At 71.8% G+C, this 15915-nt stretch carries 16 protein-coding genes; 8 read left to right on the top strand and 8 right to left on the bottom strand.

Annotated features, from left to right (window positions below; genetic code table 11):
* Positions 1-67: 67 nt before the first annotated feature.
* Together moaA and F784_RS0108680 are read left to right on the top strand one after the other, a co-directional pair.
* Complete coding sequence (moaA, locus tag F784_RS0108675; RefSeq protein WP_019586337.1) at positions 68-1099, top strand: GTP 3',8-cyclase MoaA; 1032 nt, start codon at positions 68-70, stop codon at positions 1097-1099.
* Positions 1100-1432: 333 nt separating this feature from the next.
* Complete coding sequence (locus F784_RS0108680) at positions 1433-2125, top strand: GntR family transcriptional regulator (protein WP_019586338.1); 693 nt, start codon at positions 1433-1435, stop codon at positions 2123-2125.
* A gap of 151 nt (positions 2126-2276) precedes the next feature.
* On the opposite strand, the gene F784_RS0108685 is transcribed toward F784_RS0108680, so the two are convergent.
* Positions 2277-2624 carry a hypothetical protein gene (locus tag F784_RS0108685; protein ID WP_019586339.1) on the bottom strand — a complete coding sequence of 116 codons (348 nt, stop codon included), beginning with the start codon at positions 2622-2624 and terminating at the stop codon, positions 2277-2279.
* A gap of 147 nt (positions 2625-2771) precedes the next feature.
* On the opposite strand from F784_RS0108685, the gene F784_RS0108690 reads away from it, so the two are divergent.
* The gene (locus tag F784_RS0108690; protein ID WP_019586340.1) at positions 2772-3395 is read left to right on the top strand and encodes a TetR/AcrR family transcriptional regulator; all 624 of its coding nucleotides are present in this window, start codon (positions 2772-2774) and stop codon (positions 3393-3395) included.
* Between the two features lie 107 nt (positions 3396-3502).
* Positions 3503-4987, top strand: a complete 1485-nt coding sequence (locus F784_RS0108695; RefSeq protein ID WP_019586341.1) for an ATP cone domain-containing protein — start codon at positions 3503-3505, stop codon at positions 4985-4987.
* Positions 4988-5274: 287 nt separating this feature from the next.
* Here F784_RS0108695 and F784_RS0108700 read toward each other — a convergent pair whose 3' ends face one another.
* From F784_RS0108700 to F784_RS24495, 5 genes are read right to left on the bottom strand one after another with little or no spacing between them, the layout of a single operon-like run.
* Positions 5275-8118, bottom strand: coding sequence for a transglutaminaseTgpA domain-containing protein (locus F784_RS0108700; RefSeq protein ID WP_245557796.1), 2844 nt, complete (start codon positions 8116-8118; stop codon positions 5275-5277).
* Positions 8119-8129: 11 nt separating this feature from the next.
* The gene (locus F784_RS0108705) at positions 8130-9083 is read right to left on the bottom strand and encodes an AAA family ATPase (RefSeq protein WP_019586343.1); all 954 of its coding nucleotides are present in this window, start codon (positions 9081-9083) and stop codon (positions 8130-8132) included.
* 10 nt (positions 9084-9093) lie between these two features.
* A complete protein-coding gene (locus F784_RS0108710) occupies positions 9094-9468 on the bottom strand; it encodes a VanZ family protein (protein ID WP_019586344.1) in 375 nt (124 codons plus the stop codon).
* Positions 9465-9896, bottom strand: coding sequence for a VOC family protein (locus tag F784_RS0108715; protein WP_040382847.1), 432 nt, complete (start codon positions 9894-9896; stop codon positions 9465-9467). The genes F784_RS0108710 and F784_RS0108715 overlap by 4 nt, the downstream gene beginning before the upstream one ends.
* A 28-nt stretch (positions 9897-9924) precedes the next feature.
* Positions 9925-11400 (bottom strand): sensor domain-containing diguanylate cyclase, encoded by a 1476-nt coding sequence (locus tag F784_RS24495; RefSeq protein WP_019586346.1) that lies wholly within the window; start codon positions 11398-11400, stop codon positions 9925-9927.
* 107 nt (positions 11401-11507) lie between these two features.
* Here F784_RS24495 and plsY point away from each other — a divergent pair, with 107 nt between their 5' ends.
* From plsY to F784_RS22710, 4 genes are all read left to right on the top strand, one after another.
* Entirely contained in the window at positions 11508-12101 is a 594-nt protein-coding gene (gene plsY, locus F784_RS0108725; RefSeq protein WP_019586347.1) for a glycerol-3-phosphate 1-O-acyltransferase PlsY, read from the top strand.
* Positions 12102-12387: 286 nt separating this feature from the next.
* Positions 12388-12603: a hypothetical protein gene (locus F784_RS0108730; protein WP_245557797.1), complete on the top strand. Its 216-nt coding sequence runs from the start codon at positions 12388-12390 to the stop codon at positions 12601-12603.
* Positions 12604-12764: 161 nt separating this feature from the next.
* A complete protein-coding gene (locus F784_RS0108735; RefSeq protein ID WP_019586349.1) occupies positions 12765-13784 on the top strand; it encodes an aspartate-semialdehyde dehydrogenase in 1020 nt (339 codons plus the stop codon).
* 70 nt (positions 13785-13854) lie between these two features.
* On the top strand, positions 13855-14496 hold the full coding sequence (locus F784_RS22710; protein WP_040382853.1) for a rhomboid family intramembrane serine protease: 642 nt from the start codon (positions 13855-13857) through the stop codon (positions 14494-14496).
* 14 nt (positions 14497-14510) lie between these two features.
* Here the strand turns inward: F784_RS22710 and F784_RS0108745 are convergent, their stop codons facing one another.
* Together F784_RS0108745 and F784_RS0108750 are read right to left on the bottom strand one after the other, a co-directional pair.
* On the bottom strand, positions 14511-15293 hold the full coding sequence (locus F784_RS0108745) for an aminoglycoside adenylyltransferase domain-containing protein (RefSeq protein ID WP_157465137.1): 783 nt from the start codon (positions 15291-15293) through the stop codon (positions 14511-14513).
* The gene (locus tag F784_RS0108750) at positions 15290-15913 is read right to left on the bottom strand and encodes a VOC family protein (protein WP_019586352.1); all 624 of its coding nucleotides are present in this window, start codon (positions 15911-15913) and stop codon (positions 15290-15292) included. Before F784_RS0108750 ends, F784_RS0108745 begins: the two co-directional genes overlap by 4 nt.
* Positions 15914-15915: the final 2 nt, after the last annotated feature.

The raw sequence follows: 15915 nt of genomic DNA on the forward strand, positions 1-15915 counted from the left end.
GGGTTCAACGTCCGCGTTCCCCGGGGTGGAACAGGAGTGAAGCCGGACCGTGGGTCAGTTTGCGGACATGGCCCCCGGGCGCGGGTATGGTGGGGAGGTGCTTCTCGACCGGCTGGGCCGCCCCCTGCGTGATCTGCGCGTCAGCGTGACCGACCGCTGCAACCTGCGCTGCACGTACTGCATGCCCGCCGAGGTCTTTGGGCCTGACTACGCCTTCCTGCCCCGCTCCGAGTTGCTGAGCTTCGAGGAGATCGAGCGGCTGGCCGGGGCCTTCGTAACTTTGGGCGTGCGGAAGCTGCGATTGACGGGGGGCGAGCCGTTGCTGCGCCGTGACCTGCCCGACCTCGTCGCCCGCCTGGCAAGGCTTGAGGGGGTGGAGGACGTGGCCCTCACCACCAACGGGCTGCTGCTGCCCCGCCTGGCCGCCGACCTGAAGGCGGCGGGGCTGAGGCGCGTGACCGTCAGCCTCGACAGCCTCGACCCGGAAGTGTTCGGGCGCATGAACGGGGTAGGCGTTCATCCCAAGCGGGTGCTGGACGGCATCGAGGCGGCACTGAAGGCTGGCCTGGGCGTGAAGGTCAACACGGTCGTGCAGCGGGGCGTGAATGACGAGGGCCTGCGCGAGTTGTGGCTGGCACTGCGGGAACAGGCGGTCGTGCGCTTCATCGAGTTCATGGACGTGGGCAACCACAACGGGTGGAACCTGGAGTCGGTCGTGCCCTCGCGCGAGGTGCTGGCGCGGCTGAGTGAGGACGGGACGGGCGGGGAGTTCGAGCCGATCAACCCCACCTACCGCGGTGAGGTCGCCTCCCGCCACGTGGACGCCCGGGGCCACGAGGTGGGGCTGATCTCCTCCGTCACCGCCCCCTTCTGCGGCGACTGTTCCAGGGCGCGGCTCTCGGCGGTCGGCGTGCTGTACACCTGCCTCTTCGCGGGCGCGGGCACCGACCTGCGGGCCCCCCTGCGTGCCGGGGCCTCTGACGCTGAACTGCGGGACCTCATCTCCGGCATCTGGCAGGAGCGCCGCGACCGCTACAGCGAGGAGCGCGGCGAGGTGACGCGGGCGCTCAAGGTGGAGATGTCGCACATCGGCGGGTAGCAGTGGTCCGGCCGGTTTTGGTGACGTATCTGCCTGAAGGTTTAGAACCTCCCTTTGCAACGTGGTTTTTAGCCCCTCCCCCTTGGGCTGGGTGGGGGTGAGCGGGCACCGCGTCCATAGGCCACCCGGGATGTCCAAGCACTCCTCTTTACGCCAATTCGGCAGGGCCAGCGTCCGCTTGCCACCCCTCTCCCCGACCCTCTTCTTGCGGCAGACGGAGAAGGCCCCCTATTGTCCCACCCCCATAACAGACGGGGCAGCCTTGTGTACCTCGGACACAAACTCTAAGATGAGCTTCCAAAGGCCCCCGCGCCAATGGGGCCGGGGGGATGCATGGCGAAGTACCCGCTCATCAAAACGACGCTGAAAGACCGCCTGCTGGGCGGGCACTACCCGGAAGGGCTGCCCCTCCCCAGTGAACCGCAACTGGCCCGCGAATTCGAGGTCTCGCGCATGACCGCCCGCCGCGCCATCGACGAGCTGGAACGTGAGGGCTACGTCTACCGGGTGCAGGGGGCAGGCACCTTTCCCACCGGCAAGCGCTTCCGGCAGGGGATGTTCCGGGTGCGGCCCTTCAAGGAGTGGGCGCGGCACCCGGATCACCGCACCGCCGTGCTGCGCGCCATGCAGATCGACGCGACGCCCGAGATCGCCCTGGTGCTTCAGCTTCAGCCCGGCGACCCGGTGATCTTTATCCACCGCCTGCGGACGGCGGGCGACGAGGCGCTGGTGATCGAGAAACGCTACATCAACGCGGCGCTCGTGCCCACCCTGCTCGACCACAACCTGGGCACCGAGAGCATCCATGAGGTGATGGTGGGCATGGGAGTGCCCCTGACGCGCGTGGAGCAGAACCTGGAGGCGGTGAACCTGCGCCAGGAGGAGGCGGACCTGCTGAGGGTGCCCATCGGCACGGCGTCCTTCCTGCTGCGGCGCACGACGTACAGCGGGGCGCGGCGGGTGTCCTACGTGAACTACTGGGTGCGCGGCGACCGCTACGCCTTCCAGGACAGCTTCGAGCCGTAGGGAGAGCGGCCAGCCACCGGGAAGGGATGCCCGAATCTAAGGTCTCCTCGCTGTGGTGCGCTTCATACCGGATTGCGGCGACGGCGAAACTTCCGGCGTCTTTTGCGGAGGTCGCGGCACCAGAGCGGTCTGGTGTCCGGTCACCTCCTCTTCAGGCGTCGGGGTTGGCCTCCCAGTCGGTCAGGGTGTAGGCCCCGGCGACCGTCCCCGCCAGGCCCAGGAAGTAGGCCCGGTCGCGCGTCTCCTTCTGGAGGGCGGCGACGAGCAGCAGGGCGGGGACGGTCGCCAGTTCGATCTTGCCGTGGAGGGGAAAGGGGATCATCCGGCGGATCGCCAGCGGGTAGTCGGTCAGGGCGCTGACCATCAGGTACGACCCGGCGAACAGGTAGGACAGCGTCCGGGCGCCGGGGCTCAGGTTCAGCAACGACGGGGCGGCCAGCATCGCAGCGCAGGAGGCGTAGTCGAGGCCGCCGTGGGCCCGGGGAGTGATGGGTTTCATGGGGCCAGCATCGGGGCCGCCGGGCGGGAACGGATGGCCTTTTCCCTAACCCGGCTTTGGGGTTGGGGCCTCGGGACGAATGCCCCGCCTCTCCCCTAGGTTTGACGGGGTGCAATTTTGAACTGCAGGCGCTATATCTGGAGGACTATGGACTCGTCGTCGCTCCGGGAGCGCCAGAAGGAACGCCGCCGCGCGCGAATTTACAGCGTGGCCCTGGACCTGTTCAAGCGGGGCGGCTTCCAGGCGACCACCGCGACCGACATCGCCCGGGCCAGCAACGTCTCGCGCGGCACCTTTTTCAACTACTACCCCTACAAGGAGGCGGTGCTCCTCGACTACGGCAGCGAGGTGATGGACCGCCTGCGCGACAGGGCAGAAGCCCGGCTGAAGGAGGGTGTGCCCCCGCTGACCGTGCTGTACGAGGTCTGGGACGAACTCGCCACTGAGAGCGGGCGAGAGCGCGACCTCTTCCCGCCGCTCGCCTACGAGGTGATGAACCCCAACCCGGAGCGGGCCCGCACCGCCTATCAGGCCCTGCCGCTGAGCAAGGTGATCGAGCTGATCCTGCGGCCTCTGCACCAGGCGGGGCAGATTCGCAGTGACCTCAGCCTCCAGCGCATCAGCAACCTGATCGCGGATACGTACCTGATGGTCGCCTTGCGCTGGAGCGCGTATGGAACGGACCGCACGTTGCAGGAGGAGACGAGGCTCGCCCTGAACCTGCTGCTGGAGGGGGCGCTGCGGCGCGAGGGAACGCCGCGCACGACCTGAACCCGGCTGCGGGCGTCCTGACCTTCCGGCCAGGCATTCCAAACCGTTCCCTTCCGGGCCCCTAGAATGCCCGCCGGTTCCTGCCCGGACCGCGGAGGCCCCTGACCTTGACCCAGCCCGAACTCACCGTCGGCACCCCCAAGCACCACTGGCCCTTCAGCCGGGGGCTGGTGGTGGAGTCGCTGGTGAACGCGGGGGCGAGCGGGCCGGTGGCGGCGGCGGTGGCGCGGCGGGTGGAGCAGGGGCTCCGCAACGCGCGGCGGTCGCCGATCAGTCCGGCCGAACTCCAGGCCCTGATGGTGGAGGTCGCGCAGGACGTGGCGGGGGATGAGGTGGCGAACAAAGCCGCCCGGCAGACCCCGGCCTTCGTGGACATCCTGGTGACGGCGAAAAAGGGCACGCTGCCCTTCAGCCGGGGCGTGCTGGCCCGCACGCTGGAGGACACCGGCCTCTCGCCGCGGGACGCTTACGGCACGGCGAGCGAGGTGGACGTACGGCTGCGGCAATCGGGGCGGCGCGAGATCAGCGTGCGCGACCTCGACGCGCTCACCGAGGAGACGCTGGCGGGGCGCTACGGGGAACACCAGCGCCTGACCTACCGCTTCCTGCAACGCAACCGCGGCAAGCTGGGCGTGGTGGGCGAGGATGGCGGGAGCCCTACCCCCTTCAGCAAGGGCCTGCTGGTGCAGTCGCTGCTGGCGGCGGGGGTGGCCCCCGACGTGGCCCGCAAGGTGGCGCGCGTGACCCAGCGCGACCTGCGCGGCAGCGAGGACCGCCTGGTGACCCGGCAGGCGATCCGCGAGAAGGTGGAGGCCCTGCTCCGCGACGAGGTGGGCCCGGACGTGAGTGCGCGCTACCGCCTGCTGCGGGTGATCCGCCGCCCGCCCCGGCCCCTGGTCGTGCTGCTGGGTGGCGTGAGCGGCACGGGCAAGAGCTACCTGGCCGCCGAGGTCGCCTACCGCCTGGGGATCACCCGGGTGATCGGCACCGACTCGATCCGGCAGGTCATGCGCGCGATGGTCTCGCCCGAACTCGTGCCGGGGCTGCACGCGAGCACCTTCAACGCCTGGGAGGCGCTGCTGCCCCCCGGCGAGCCTCGCCCGGAAAAGCCCACCCGCGCCGAACTTCTGGCGGGCTTCCGCGATCAGGTGGGGCAGGTCAACGTGGGGGTGGGGGCGGTCGTGCGCCGCTCGGTCGAGGAGGGGACCAGCCTGGTGCTGGAGGGGGTCCACCTCGTGCCCGGCTACCTGCGGGCGTCGGACTACGCGGGGGCCCTGGTCGTGCCCATGCTCGTCACCCTGCCCGACGAGGCCGAACACCGCCGCCACTTCGAGACGCGCGACCACGAGACGGCGGCCAGCCGTCCGCTGCACCGCTACATGCGCTACTTCGGGGAAATCCGCCTGATGCAGGAGTTTCTGGAGGACCTCGCGCGGCGGGAGGGGGTGCCCCTCCTCGACGGGATGACGCTGGACGAGAGTGCGGATCAGGCGGTGGACGTGGTGCTGCGCCGCGTGATGGCCGCCCTGACGCCGGAGGAGCGGGTGGCCCTGCTGGGCGAGTCGGGGGAAAGTGCCAGTGCCAGGCCATAGGGGGAGGGTACCCTCTCTATCCGCGCCTGGTCCTGACGCCGCTTCGCCCTGTGCAGGGCTTACCAAGCAGGTCACCCTGAGCAACGCGAAGGATCTGGCGTAGGGATGCTTCGCCTTCGCTCAGTGTGACAAAGCTTTTGCGCCCTGCCCAGCGATACGCACTCAATCACAGGAACCTTCAGAACCCGGAATGCCTGTTCCTCCGCCTGCTACCTCGCGCGGGCGATCAACGGCGTGGCGAGGCGAAGCGGCAAGAGGCCCGGAAGCCGCGTCCTCCGCATGTCCACTCACCGCCCCCGCACCCGGCGCACTGCCGCCCGCAGGTTCCGGAGAGTTGCCGCATCACGGTCAGGCGCATATCGCGCGGCATGATAGGCCCGCACCGCCTGCGTGATTGCTGACGCCTGGTCGGGAAACCTCAGGGCTGCCCGCTGGCCGTACGCGGTGGGGGTCTCACCGGGACTGCGGGGCAGACGCAGGCGGTGGGTCAGGTCGTCGAGCAATCGGGCGGCCGGGTCGGCGGGGCGGGAGCGCACCCGGGCCGCGAACAGAGCAGGCAGCAATCCCAGGGCGAGCAACCCCCCACCCAGCGCGAGGTAGAGGGGGCTGCCGACGCTTCCCACGCCCAGGCGGCCCAGCAGGGCGCGCTGCTGATCGCCGCCGTACCCCGCGACCCAGGTGTTCCAGCGGTTCTGGAGGGCATCGAGGCGCAGGGCGACGCGGTCCAGGCCCCTGGGTGAGGGGGCGGCCAGAGCAGCGGGCTGCCGCAGGGCTGTGGGCAGGTCAGCGTTCACCCGGGCGGGCGCGACGGCGGCGGTGGGGTCCACCCGCACCCAGCCCTGGCCCGGCAGCCACACCTCCGTCCAGGCGTGCGCGTCCTGCTGGCGCACGATCAGGTAGCCGCCGTCAGGGTTGGGCTCGCCGCCCAGGTAACCGCCGACGATCCGGGCGGGCAGCCCCGCCGCGCGCATCAGAAAGGCGAAGGCCGAGGCGTAGTGTTCGCAAAACCCCTGCCGAGTGCCGAAGAGAAAGGCGTCCACCCGGTTGCGCTCGGGCAGCGCCGGGGGCGAGAGGGTGTAGCGGAAGTCCCCTTTCCGAAGCAGCTCCAGCGCCGCCCCCACCCGCTCGCCTGGTTCATGGGTGCGCCACGAGGCAGCGAGGGCCCGCGCCCGGGGGCTCTCCCCCACCGGCAGCCGCAGGTCGAAGTTCAGGCGCTCCACGCTCTCGCGCACCCCCAACTGGGCGCGGCGGCTCTCGAAGGTGTAACGGGTGCGGCCCGTGGCGGGCTGGGGGGTGACGGCCTGGAAGGCGTCCGTCAGGAACGCGCCGGGCGGCAGGCGGGTCGGGGTGTCCAGCGCAAGCAGCCACGGCTTGCCGCCGGGTTCCAGGGTCAGGGTGTAGCTCAGGGGGGGACCGGAGAACGCCACGCTGGGCGAGGGGACGCGGGCACGCACCTGGGTCCAGCGCAGGCCGTCGTACCCCTCGTACACGGGGCCGCGCCAGTAGAGGTCCCAGGGGGGGGGGACGGACCCCTCAAAATCGGCCCGGAAGGCGACCGCCCGGCTCTGCGCGAGGTCGCCGAACTCGCCCGCCGTGATCTGGTCGGCCAGGCCGGTGCGGGCGCGGTCCTGCACGGGGAGCTGCCACAGGGGGCCGTCGGGCCGGGGGAACAGCAGGAACAGCAGCGCGGCGAGCGGGGCAGCCTGAAGGGCGAGGACGCCCGCCGCCCGCAACGACCCCTTTCCCCCCGTCCAACCCCCCAGCGCGGCGAGCAGCAGCAGCACGCTGAGGGCTGCGTGCGCCGCCGAGAGTAGTCCCTGTCCGAAGAAGAAGTGCGTGAGGGTCACAAACACGCCCAGGAGCGCGAGCAGCCGCCCGTCCCGCCGGGTGCGCGTCTCGGCCGCCTTAAGGGCGACGAGCAGGCCCAGCAGCGCCGTGCCCGCCTCGCGGCCCAGCAGGGTGCCGTACTCGGCGTTCAGCAGGGCGATCCCCAACCCCGCCGTCAACCCGAGGAGCAGGGTGGGCGGCGCGGGGAGACGGCGCAGGGTCCGTGCGGCGCTGTAACCCAGCAGGCCCGCGACCAGGGCGGTCAACCATACGGGCTGCCTGAGCGCGGTGGGGGCGAGCGCGACCGCCAGCGCGAATAGGGTGAAGCGCAGCGGGGCGCCGGGGAGGGGGGGACGTGGGACGGCTTTCTTTGCCGGGGCGGACGGAACGGGCAGCGGTTCATGCCGGGCCAGCGCGGTCAGGGCCGCCCGCGCGTGCGCCTCCCCCGCCCCGACAAGGAGCGTCACACCCGGCAGCGTCAGGCGAAAGGGCGTGCCCGAACGCCGCGCCGCGTTCACCCACGCCGCCAGCCGGGAGAGCCGCGCCTCAGTGCCGGGCAGGGCCGCCGTCTCCGCCCAGTCGAGGGCGAGCGCCGTTCCGGCAGGCGCGTCCGTCTCCCGGGTGAGCAGCGTTCCCATACGGGCCGCGTGCCGCCATGAGACCTGCCGGGGAGAGTCACCGGGGACGTACGCGCGCAGGCCGCTAAACTCGTCGTCGCCGCGCGTGCGCCCCGCACCCTCCCCCGCGCTGGAAATCGGGCGGGGAGGCGGGGGAGGCGCGTTCACCTCGGGGGCCGGGAAGACGGTCAGCGGGTCGGGGGCCGGGAGGGGGCGCCCTGCCTCCCACAGCCCCAGGGGATCGAGGGCAGCCACGCCGGGACGGGCGAGTGTGAGGAGCCCGCGGACAGGGGCCGGAATGGGGAGCGGGACCGTCACCGTCTCCCCCGCTGGAACCAGGACGGGGACCGAAGCCGCCCGCCGCCCTGGCCCGGCCCGCACCACCGCCGTGCAGGCGGGGCCGCTGCTGGACACCCGCACCATAAAAACCGCGTCCGACCCGGCCACCACCTCGGCCGGGGGTTCCAGCGTGGCCCCCAGCGCCCGCCCCGCCCGGGTCGCGTGCGCCGCCGTCGCCACCCAGACGCCGCCCAGCAGGAAGGTCACCCCGTAGCCCAGGCTCAGCCCGTAGTTGATGCAGCCCACCAGCGTCACCAGGATCAGGCCCAGGAAGACGAGCCCCAGCCGGGTGGGCCGCAGGGAGGGGGCAGACTCTGGCCGACGAGGGGCCGTTTCCCTCTTCGCCACCACTCAGCGCCTCATGGAATCGGGGTCTCGGCCAGAATTCGCGCGGTCACGTCGCTCACCCGCACCCCGGGGTCGCGGGGGGGCAGGCGGTGGGCGCTCAGGGCGGGAAAGACGGCCTGCACGTCCTCGGGAAGCACCATATCCCGGCCCGCCAGGAAGGCCCAGGCGCGACTCAGGGCGAGGAGCGCGAGCAGCGCGCGGGGGCTGAGCCCGGCGGCGAGGGCCGGATGGTCGCGGGTGGCGCGGGCGAGTTGCTGGAGGTAGTCCAGCAGCGGGGGCGCGGCGTGGATGGCGTCCACCTCCCGCTGGGCGGCGAGCAGGGTGGCGCTGTCCAGCACGGCGGGAAGGTCGCGCACCGTCTGAGCCCGACCGCCCGTCTCCAGCAGGGTGCGCTCGGCGCGAGGATCGGGGTAGCCCAGCGTCACGGTGAGGAGAAAGCGGTCGAGCTGCGCCTCCGGCAGCGGGAACGTGCCCACGAACGCCGCCGGATTCTGGGTGGCGATCACGAAGAAGGGGTCGGGGAGGGGCCGGGTGACGCCGCCCTCGCTGACGGTGCGCTCCTCCATCGCTTCCAGCAGAGCGCCCTGCGTCTTGGGGGTCGCGCGGTTGATCTCGTCGGCGAGGAGAACTTCCGAGAAGATCGGGCCGGGGTGGTAGCGAAAGACCCCCTCGCGCGCGTCCCAGATGCTCACCCCGAGCAGGTCAGCGGGCAGCAGGTCGGAGGTGAATTGCACCCGCCGGAACGAGAGACCCAGCGTGCGGGCAAGGGCGTGCGCCAGGGTGGTCTTGCCCACGCCGGGCTGGTCCTCGATCAGGAGGTGCCCGCGGGCGAGCAGGCAGGCGATGGCCAGCCGCACCTGCATGGGTTTACCCAGGATCACCCGGTCGAGCTCCTCGAGCACACGTCCCACCGCCTGCGCCTGGGGAGCGGAACGGGGGGGGGTGGAGGGCGCGGCGCGGGTCATGGGCCTCAGGCTAGCGGGGGGCCTCTGACAGAACTGCGACGTCCGCCTTCCCCGCCCGGCGACGGGTGGCGAGGAAGGCGCCCAGCCAGGCCCCCGCCAGGTCGAAGAGCCAGTCGGTCCCGCCCGCCTCGCGCGGGGGCACGAAGGCCTGATGCACCTCGTCGAGCGCCCCGAACCACGCGGCGAGCACGAGCGCCAGCCCGGGGCGCCCCGTCGCGCGGCCCAGGCAGAAGCCGAGGATCAGGTAGGCGGTGAAGTGCGCCAGCCAGTCGAACGGATGCACCAGGGTCGGTCCGGGCGTGTGCGGCTGCGAACTCAGCCACCAGATCGCCCCCATGACGGCGAGGGTGGGGAGCCACCACAGGGGTTGGGCGGGGCGGCTCAACGGTGGCCCTGCCCCCCGTGCCCCGCCGGATGCTCCACGAGTTCGATCAGGGTGCCCTCTCCCCACTTCGGATGCAGGAAGGCGACCCGGGTGCCCGCCCGCCCCGCCGACGGCGCCTCCGAGAGGAAACGGGCCCCAAGCCCCCCCAGCCGCGCCATCTCGGCCTCCAGGTCGGCCACCCGGTAGGCGGTGTGGTGCAGGCCCGGCCCCCGCCGCTCCAGGAAGGTGGCGATGGGGCTGTCGGGCCGGGTCGGGGCCAGGAGTTCGATCAAGGTTTCGCCCACCACGAAGGCGCGCACCCGCACCCCCTGCGAGGGGACCTCCTCGTCCGGCCCCTCGGGGGTCAGGCCCAGGGCGAGGTAGGGGGCAGCCCCGATATCGAGGTCGGGGGTGGCGATGGCGACGTGGTCGAGCAGGGTGACGGTCATCGGTTCCAGGGTAGCGGGGCCGGGGGCGTCAGCGGCCATGCCCGGCTCCCCGGCGCGAGCGTTTCTGGGCATGCATCCGCCTCAAGGCCGCGCGCAGGGCCCCGGTCGCCCCCGGCGCGTCGTCGGGCACGGTGGCGACCCCCACGGATGCGCCCACCGGGTAGGCCAGGCTGCGCGTAAAGCGCACCGCCCCCGCCACCCGGTTGACGAGCGCCTGCGCGGCGGCCTCGGGCAGGCCGGGACTCAGGTGCAGCAGGGCGTACTCGTCGCCGCCCAGGCGGTAGGCGGTCACGTCGGGGTACTGGAGCTGCCGGGCGAACTCGCGCAGCAGGTCGTCGCCCCGGGCCCGGCCGTACTCGTCGTTCACCCGCCGCATCCCGTCGAGGTCCACGAGCGCGAGCACGTAGCCTGCCCCGCCCCGGGCGCGCAGGCCGTCAGCGTCCTCCAGCGCGCGGTCGAAGGCATGGCGGTTGCCCAGCCCGGTCAGCGGGTCGGTCAGGGCCGCCCGTTCCAGGCGCCGGTTGTGTTCGGCCCGCTCCAGGGCCACGCCCACGCCGCGGGCCGCCGCCTCCAGTGCCCAGCGCTCCCCCGGGGTCCAGGGGGATTCGGCCATCCGCAGGAAGGCCAGGGCGTGGGCCGCGTCCTCCCCGCCCGGCAGGGGCAGCCACGCCAGCGCGCCCAGCCCCGCCTCCACCAGCTCGGGAAAGGCCCGCGCGACACTCCAGGCACCCTCAAGGAAGAGGGGCTCCTCACGGTCCACGGCGGCCCACCCGGTGCCGCCTGGGCCGAGGGCCCGAAGCGTCTCCCCGCGTCCCCCCACCTCGGCGCTCACCTCCACAGCCTCCCGGGTGCGGCGCAGCAGGGCCGATCCCTCCAGGGACAGGGTGCCGTGCAGCCGCCCCAGGGCCTGCCGGGCGGCCTCCTCGGGTGTCAGGGACCCGCCAACCAGCCGGGCGAGATCCCCCAGCAGCGCCTCCTGCTCCCGGGCACGGGCGAGGTCCAGCCGCAGGGCCCGCCGCTCCAGCTCGCCCAGTACGAGCCCGGCGAGACTGTGCAGGAGGTTCTGCTCGTGGGCACCCAGCGTCCGTGCCCGGGTGTCGAGGACACATAGCGTGCCCAGCGCCTCGCCGTCTCCGGTCACCAGGGGCACACCCGCGTACATTCGCAGCCCCAGGCGTGACCCCAGGCTGAAGAGAGGATGGCGTGCAAAGCGCGGGTCGGCGGCCAGATCCTCAATGTGCAGCGGGCCGTCCGGGAGGCTGGGCCAGCCGCGGGGCCGCTCCTCGCGCGCCAGGCCCAACCCGGCCAGCCCCGGGCCGTGGCAGGACTTGGTGAACGTCCCCTCCGCGTCCCGCAGCGTGAGCACCGCGTAGGGGACGTTCAGCACCCGCGCGGCCAGGCAGGTGATGCGGTCGAAGGCCTCCTCGGGCGACGCGTCCAGCACCCCGGCCCGGGCCAGGGCGGCCGGGCGGGCGGACTCGTGGGTGGGCCGGGAGACAGACACGCCCCCACCCTAACGGCGCTCTTCTTACCGGGACGTGACAACGCCTGACGGGAAGTTCATGAGGTGGGCGGGTCGGGAGCGGCCCGGCAGCCCCTACAATCAGGGCCGTGATCCTGCTCGCCGCCCTCGCCGTGCTCGCCGCCTACCTGATCGGCTCGATCCCCGCCGCTGCCTGGGTGGCGCGGGGACGCGGCGTGGACATCCGCAAGGTGGGCAGCGGCAACAGCGGCGCCACCAATGTCCTGCGCGCACTGGGAAGCGGCCCGGCCCTCGTCGTGGCGCTCTTTGACATGCTCAAGGGCGCGCTCGCCGTATGGCTGGGGCGACTCCTGGGCCTGGACCCCGCCCTGTGCGCCCTGTGCGGGGTGGCCGCCGTGCTCGGCCACAACTTCAGCCCCTTCCTGGGCTGGCGGGGCGGCAAGGGCGTGGCGACCAGCTTCGGCACGATCGTTGCCGTGGACCCGGTCGTGGGCGGGGGCGCCTTTGTTGTCGGGGCGGCCTGCATCTGGCTCACCCGCTTTGTGAGCGCGGGGAGCATTCTGGGGGCGCTGACCGCCGTGACCCTGGCTGCCACTCTCGCCCGCCCCGGCTGGCTGATCCTGACCGTCGCCTTTCTCGCCGCGCTGCTGATCTGGCAGCACCGCGACAACATCACGCGCCTCCAGGCCGGGAACGAGCGGCGGCTGGGCCAGAAGGGGTGAGGCAGGGCGAGCGCGGAGTCGCAAGGGGGCCTTTGACTCCCCTACAGTGCGGCTCTGCGAGTCCGGCCAGAACCCGACCTCGCGCTGGCCCTGAGGAAGGTGGAACCGGGCACCAGCCTCCTTCCGCCTTGCGCTATGCTGGGCGGGTCAAGACAACTGACAAGCCCGGACGGTGGTCAGCCCGTTCGGCCCGGGAGCGTCCATGCCGGTCAGGATTCGCATTTACGGTCAAGAAGCCACCTTCTCGAGGGGGTGCTGGACCTGTGAGGACGACAGCCTCCAGGCGATGCTCGAAGCCCTGGCCGACCCCCGCGCCCTCACCGAGGAGCAGGAGCACGCCCACGCCCTGTACGCGGCCGGGCGCTACGGCGGGATGATCTTCATCTCGGGAAACTGGGAGATGGCTCCCCACCCCGAGGCTGAGATCAAGATGAGTGACATCGCCTCCCAGGGGCGGCCTGAGCGCGCGGGCTGGCTCACGTTTCTGCGCCGCAAGAGATAAGGACTTCCCTAGCCCGGCCCCTTGACCCCCCGGCCCCCGGCGGGTACCTTGCCCCCATGCGCCGCCCCCTGACGATCACCCCCTAGGGCGGCTTCGCGTTCAGGCCGCCCGCAACTCCTGCGCGGCGGCTTTTTTCGGTAGACCTTGAAGGAGGCGTGGGAATGCGCGTAGCGATTGTGGGAGCCACCGGGGCCGTCGGGCACGAACTCTTGCGGGTGCTGGAGAGCAGCACGCTGAAATTCGATGAGTTGCAGCTTTACGCCAGCCCGCGCTCGGCGGGAGTCAAGCTGCCCTTTAGTGGGCAGGAGCTGACGGTGCGGGCCACGCCGGAGGACGCCATCGACGCTGACCTGATCCTGGCCTCGGCGGGCGGGTCGATCAGCAAGGCGCTCGCCCCCGCGTGGGTGGCGGGCGGCGCGGTCGTGATCGACAACTCCAGCGCCTTCCGCTACGAGCCCGACGTGCCCCTGGTCGTGCCCGAGGTGAACGGTGAGGCGGCGCTGCGGCACAAGGGCATCATCGCCAATCCCAACTGCACCACGGCGGTCGCGGTCGTGGCGGTCGCGCCCCTGCACCGCGAGTTCGGGGTCAGGCGCATGATCGTCTCCACCTACCAGGCGACGAGCGGCGCCGGGCAGAAGGGCATCGAGGAGTTGCTGGACCAGACGCGCGTGGTCCTCAGCGGCGGCGAGGCGGGAGCGGAGGTCTTCGCCCACCCCATCCCCTTCAACGTGATTCCGCATATCGATGCCTTTCAGGAGAACGGTTACACCAAGGAGGAGATGAAAGTCGTCTGGGAGACGCGCAAGATCCTGGGCGACGACTCGCTGAAGATCAGTTGCACCGCCGTCCGCATCCCCACCCTGCGGACCCACAGCGAGGCGATCACGCTGGAGTTGGAGCGTCCCGCCACGCCCGAGGAGGCCCGCGAGCTGCTGCGCCGCGCGGCGGGCGTCGAGGTGCGCGACGACCCCGGAGCCAAGCTCTACCCCATGCCCCTCACCGCCAGCGGCAAGTACGACGTGGAGGTGGGGCGCATCCGCTCCTCGCTGGTGTTCGAGGGCGGGCTGGACCTGTTCGTGGCGGGCGACCAGCTCCTCAAGGGGGCGGCGCTGAACGCGGTGCAGATCGCCGAATACTTGCAGGCGCAGGGGGCGCTGAAGGGCCGGGTCGCTGGGTAAGGCGTCCGGGACCGGGGCCACTGGGGGAACCCTCCCGGTGGCCCCTCCCCTTTTGGGGCAGACTGGGGAGGTGAGACGGCGGCCCACCCTTCCTCCTCAATCCGCCCGCAGGCGTTCCCCCACCGGGGTGGCCGCGGGACTGGCGCTGCTGCTCGTCGGCGTGATCTGGGGACAGGAACTGCTCGACCAGTTCGCCTTCGGGGGAGCGCTCGATCAGTACGGGATCGTGCCGCGCGATCCGGGCAGCCTCTCCCACATCCTCAGCGCGCCCTTCCTGCACGGCGGCCTGGGGCACCTCCTTGCCAACACCGTGCCGCTCGCCGTCCTCGCCTTCATGAGTGCGCTGCGCGGGGCGGCCCGTTTCCTCGTGGCGACCCTGGTGATCGTCGTGGTGGGCGGGCTGCTCGTGTGGCTGCTGGGGCGCGGGGGCAGCCTGCACCTGGGAGCCTCGGAACTCGTGTTCGGCTACCTCGCCTACCTGCTCGGGGTAGGCTGGTGGGAGCGGACACCCGCCGCCATCGCCGTCGCCGTGGTCGCGCTGTTCCTGTACGGCGGGGCGCTGTGGGGCGTGCTGCCCACCAATCCCCTGATCTCCTGGGAATCGCACCTCTTCGGCTTCGTGGCGGGGTTGATCGCGGCGGCGCTGCTGCACCGCAGGCGGCCCCGGCCGGAGGATGGGGTCAGCGCGTATTCGCCCCGTTCCAGGTTTTGAAGGGCTGGGGGCCGTCAGGAAACTGTTTCTGCCCCCCGCGCTGCCCAGCGGACGAAGCGCATGACCTCCGGCAACGTGTTCGGGTCCAGCGTCTCGTCCTCGCGCCAGAGCCGCGAACGTTCGGTGAGCAGGCGCCATTCCTCCGGCAGAGCCCCCAGCGCCCAGGCGACGGCCCGCGGCTTGCTCGGCAGCTCGTCCGTCCGCAGGGTGAAGTGCGCGCGGCACATGGTCTCGACCGCGAACGCTTGATAGCTGCGGCGCAGGAGCCAGTCGGGGGCGTCCGGCAACGCGGCCCACCAGCACAGTTGCTCCCACACGGCGGCCTTGAGTTCCGAGGGCGTGATGGGTTCAATCAGCGTCTTCGGGTCCGGCCCCAGGAGGGTCACGCCCCGCTCGCTGACGATCCAGCGTTCAAGCACCCAGTCCGCGCCGTGATCCGCCCAGCCGAAGGTCCAGTCCGGTCCGATGGACGGATGGCGCCGCTCACCCGGACCGAAGCGGCGCAGGGCCATGCGGTCGATGTAGGACCCCTCCAGATGGCGCGCGTAGGGGTTCAGAAGAGTCGCCAGCCCCGAGTGCAGCTCGGCCAGGGCGGCAAACTGGTTCTCGGTAACGGGCCTTTCCGTCACGGTGAGGAAATCTATGTCGCTCGTGACCGGGTCGAAGTCGCCCAGGGCGAGGGAGCCACGCAAGTACACGCCGACGAGGTCAGAACCCAGCGCGGCCTGCACTCCAGGCAGCAGGGCGTCCAGCATCGCGCGAACCTCAGGGGTGAACTGGGACGACAGCTCCCTCACAGCGTCACGGGTCCCTCCGGCGTCTCCAGGATCGCCAGGAGTTCGGGCTGCGGCGCCTCGTAGACCTCCACCTCGCCTACGAAGTTCAATGTGTTCAGCACCGCCCGCAACCCGTCAGGGTCGGGAGCACCCAGGCGCAGGGTCAGGAGGCGCACCCCCACGTCGGGGAGGCGGGTGGGAGGCGGTGGCGTGTGCCAGCGGATGAGGCTGGGGCGCACGCCGCCACCGGGCAGCGAGCTGTCCCCCGGCACCGTCAGCATCCAGCGGTTCTCGCCGCGGGAGAGGTCCAGCGGCTCACCGAATGGGGCGAGATCCAGGCCACCCAGGTCAGGCACCCGCGCGACCCAGTGGATGAGCAGCGGGCCGTCCTCCAGCCGCTCCTGCATTTCGGGCGTGTCCAGCCCGAACCAGCGCGGGCGACGTGGGGCGGGGGCCTGCGGGTTCACCGCGATCACCTCCAGGTACGCCGTGGGGCCGAGGGACAGCAGGACGTTGTGGGTGCCGAACCGCTCGTGCTCGCCACCGGGCTGTGTGGGCACGTTCAGGCGCCCCTCCAGCCAGGCCCGCCCCTCGGGCAGCGTGCGGGCGGCGACGACGAGGTGGTCGAGGTGGGCGGTCATGG

Source organism: Deinococcus apachensis DSM 19763 (genome assembly GCF_000381345.1).
Taxonomy (GTDB): domain Bacteria; phylum Deinococcota; class Deinococci; order Deinococcales; family Deinococcaceae; genus Deinococcus; species Deinococcus apachensis.